This is a genomic window from Parafannyhessea sp. (genome assembly GCF_051876455.1).
Classification (GTDB): Bacteria; Actinomycetota; Coriobacteriia; order Coriobacteriales; family Atopobiaceae; genus Parafannyhessea.
In genome coordinates this window covers 1-3,544 of record NZ_JBJEHW010000084.1, presented here as the reverse complement: position 1 = coordinate 3,544, position 3,544 = coordinate 1, and the positions used below count along the sequence as shown (strand labels likewise).

4 protein-coding genes are annotated in these 3,544 nt (G+C 67.1%); all 4 read right to left on the bottom strand.

Annotation, left to right across the window (positions count from 1 at the left end; all coding sequences use genetic code 11):
- Window positions 1–614: ATP-binding cassette domain-containing protein (locus tag ACI38Z_RS03875; RefSeq protein ID WP_439788873.1), on the bottom strand; the 614-nt coding region annotated here is incomplete at its 3' end.
- Window positions 615–616: 2 nt separating this feature from the next.
- A complete protein-coding gene (locus ACI38Z_RS03870; RefSeq protein WP_439788872.1) occupies window positions 617–1,465 on the bottom strand; it encodes a deoxyribonuclease IV in 849 nt (282 codons plus the stop codon).
- A 1-nt stretch (window position 1,466) separates the two neighbouring features.
- A complete protein-coding gene (coaBC, locus tag ACI38Z_RS03865) occupies window positions 1,467–2,666 on the bottom strand; it encodes a bifunctional phosphopantothenoylcysteine decarboxylase/phosphopantothenate--cysteine ligase CoaBC (RefSeq protein ID WP_439788871.1) in 1,200 nt (399 codons plus the stop codon).
- Window positions 2,666–3,385, bottom strand: coding sequence for a zinc ribbon domain-containing protein (locus ACI38Z_RS03860; RefSeq protein WP_439788870.1), 720 nt, complete (start codon window positions 3,383–3,385; stop codon window positions 2,666–2,668). The genes coaBC and ACI38Z_RS03860 overlap by 1 nt, the downstream gene beginning before the upstream one ends.
- Window positions 3,386–3,544: the final 159 nt, after the last annotated feature.

The window sequence follows — 3,544 nt, the reverse complement described above, 5'->3', positions numbered from 1 at the left end:
TCGAACGGGTCGATCACGCCGTCGTGAACCTCCCACATGTGCTCGCACACCTCGTCCAGGAACCAGCGGTCGTGCGTCACGACGAGAAGCGCGCCCTGCCCGGGCTGCCAGCGGTGCTTGAGGTGGTTGGCGAGCCATGTGATGGCACCCATGTCCAAGTGGTTGGTGGGCTCGTCCATCAGGATCACGTCCCACGTGCCCACGAGCACGCGCGCGAGGTCGCACCTCCTGCGCTGCCCGCCGGAGAGCTCCCCCACCTTGGCGTGCCAGTCCACGTCGCCCAGCAGCTCGTCCAGGATGGAGCGGACCTTGGGGTCGGACGCCCACACGTACTCGGGCACGTCGCCCACGACGGCGCGCTCCACCGTGTCGGCATCGTCGAGCGAGTCCTCCTGGGCGAGCATGCCCACGGTGATGCCGTTGCGGTACGTCACGTTGCCGTCATCCGGCTCGATGCGCTTGGCGATGAGCTCGAGCAGCGTCGACTTGCCGTCGCCGTTCTTGCCAACGATGCCTATGCGCTCGCCCTCGTTGATGCCGATGGTCTGGTCCTTCAGCACCTGCTTGCCGGGCCATTCCTGGCTCAGGTGCTCGCATCCGATGAGGATTCCCAAAGCTATGCCTCCACGCCCGCCGCGAGTCCCCGCAGCAGGCTGATCTCCTTCTTGTATCCAGCGAGGTCGTTGGGCGTCTCAAGTATCATGGGGAGCCCGAACGTCCTGGGGTCCGTCACCACGGCGCGAAAAGCCTCGAGCCCCAGGGTGCCCTCGCCGATCTTCTCGTGGCGGTCCTTGTGGGAGCCACGGGGGTTCTTCGAGTCGTTGAGGTGCAGCGCCCTCAGGCGGTCAAGTCCGATCACGCGGTCGAACTCGTCCAGCACGCCGTCGAGGTCGCCTGCCACGTCGTATCCGGCGTCGTTCACGTGGCACGTGTCGAGGCAGACGCCCAGGTGCGAGTCGAGCCGGACGCCGTCGATGATGCGTGCCAACTCCTCGAAGCTCCGCCCTACCTCCGTGCCCTTGCCGGCCATGGTCTCGAGCAGCACGGTGGTGCGCTGGCCCTCGAAGAGCACCTGGTTGAGGCCCTCGCAGATGAGCTCGATCCCACGGTCCGCGCCCTGCTTCACATGGCTTCCCGGATGGAAGTTGTAGTAGTTGCCCGGAAGCTCCTCCATGCGCCTGAGGTCGTCCGCCATGGCCGTGCGGGCGAACTCGACGGTGCTCGCCTTAGACGAGCAGAGGTTCATGGTGTAGGGGGCGTGCGCCACCAACGGGCCAAAGTCCTTCTCGGCCATGATGCGCCGCAGCTCGGCCACGTCGTCGGGGTCGAGCGGCTTCGCGTTGCCGCCGCGAGGGTTGCGCGTGAAGAACGCGAAGGTGTTCGCGCCGATCTCCACTGCGCGCCGGCCCATGGCCGCGTAGCCCTCCGACGTGGAGAGGTGGCAGCCTATGCAGATGTCCGCCATGCTACGCCCCCGCTTCCAGCAACCTGGAGACGCGGTCGAGGAGCTCCGAAGCCACGCCTGCCAGAGGCAGCGTGTCCAGCTGCTCGACGTGGTCCGCGTACACGAAGGCGACGCGGTCCGTGTCGGATCCAAAGGTCGAGTCGGAACGGCTCACGTCGTTGGCCACGATGAGGTCGCAACCCTTGCGCGCGAGCTTGGCCTGCGCGTTCGCCAGGAGGTCGTGCGTCTCCGCGGCAAAGCCCACTACCTTGCGCGCGCCCTTGGCGGCGCTGAGCTCGGCAAGTATGTCCGCGGTCTCCACGAGCCTGATGCAGTCCAGGTGCTCGGCGGCCTTCTTGAGCTTGTGGTCGGCGGGATTCGCCGGCGTGTAGTCTGCCACGGCCGCCGCGCAGACCGCGACGTCCGCATCGGAGAAGGACGAGAGCGCCGCGTCGTGCATCTCCCGTGCGCTCACGACGTCGATGCGGTCCACGCCCGCGGGGGTTGGGAGCGAGCACGGACCGGCGACGAGCGTCACGCGCGCCCCGCGGCGCGCTGCCTCGCGGGCGATCGCGAAGCCCATCTTGCCCGTTGACGCATTCGCGATGTAACGGACAGGGTCGATGGCCTCGTGCGTGGGGCCCGCCGTCACGAGCACGTGCCTGCCGGCGAGGGGGTGGCCGTCGGTCGAAAGCCCCAGGAGCGCGAGCGCGCGGGAGACGATGTCGCCCACGCACGCGAGCTTGCCCTCGCCCACGTAGCCGCAGGCGAGCTCGCCGCTGTCGGGCATCACGAACTCGACGCCACGCGCCAGGAGCGTCCTCACGTTCTGCTGCGTGGCCGGGTTTCTCCACATGTTGACGTTCATGGCGGGTGCGACGAGCACCGTGGAGTGGGCGGCCAGGAGCGTTGTGCTCGCCGCGTCGTCCGCGATGCCGAGCGCCATCTTCGCGATGAAGTTGCCCGTTGCGGGGACCACGAGCACGAGGTCGGCAAAGTCCGCGAGCTCGATGTGCGGTATGTCGCTCGAGGCGTTGCCATAGAGGGACGTCACGACCTCGTGGTGCGTGAGCGCCCGGAAGGTCGCCTCCCCCACGAAGTGCGTCGCGTCCTCGGTCATGGCCACGCGCACGTCGCAGCCGGCCTTCTGCAAACCGCGAAGCACCTCGCAGGCCTTGTAGGCCGCGATGCCGCCGTTCACGACAAGGGTGACGTTCGGCATCAGTCGGCAACCTCCTGCGTCACGAGCAGGCGGTGGCAGTAGGGGCACTCCGTGATGGCGTCGGCCTTCTTGAGGTCGTTGAAGAGGCTCGGCTGCAGCTTGACGCGGCAGATCGAGGGGACGTTGCCCTGCAGCCTCTCGACCGCGAGCCCGCCGAAGCGCTTGAACGCGGCGTCGTAGCGCTTGATGGTGTCCTCGTCCAGGGCGGCGAGCATCTGCTTGCGCTCGCCGTCGAGGGCCCTCGCGCGTGCCATGAGGTCGGCGGTGTCGCGCTTGAAGGCCTCCTCCTGCGCGGCGCGCTCCTCGTCGAGCTTCGCGTCCAGGTCGCGGGCGTTGGACTCGGCCTTGCCCAGCCGCTTGAGAGACTCGACCTTCTGGCCGTGCTCGTACTCGATCTTCTCCATCTTCTTTGCGAGGTGGGTGAGCTGCGCCTCGATGTTGGAGGCCTGGCGGTAGTCGGCATCGGGTGCCTGGGCCGCGGCCTTGACCTCGTCCGCCTTCTGCATCAGGTGCTCGTGCTCCTGCTCGCAGTCGGCTATCTCCATCTCGGTGTCCTTGCGCTGGCCCACGATCTTGGTAAGCTCGCCAGCGACTTTGCGCTTTGCCGCGTCGATCGCGGCGATCTTCCTCTGCTGCGGCATGGCCTTGAGTGTCTTGCTCAGGCGCATGAGCTCAAGGTCGATGTCCTGAAGGCGAAGCAGTGCCTCGTAGTCGTTCATGTCTACCTCCGGCCGATTTCCTTCGACCATTATTCCCTTAGGCGCCCGGTTCCCGGGCGCGTCCGTCTAGCGTCCGCCTGACTCCACGATGTCGAGAAGAGCGTCGGCAAAGGCGTCGAGGTCCTTCTCACCCACACGCTCGTCGAACGATATCCTGAG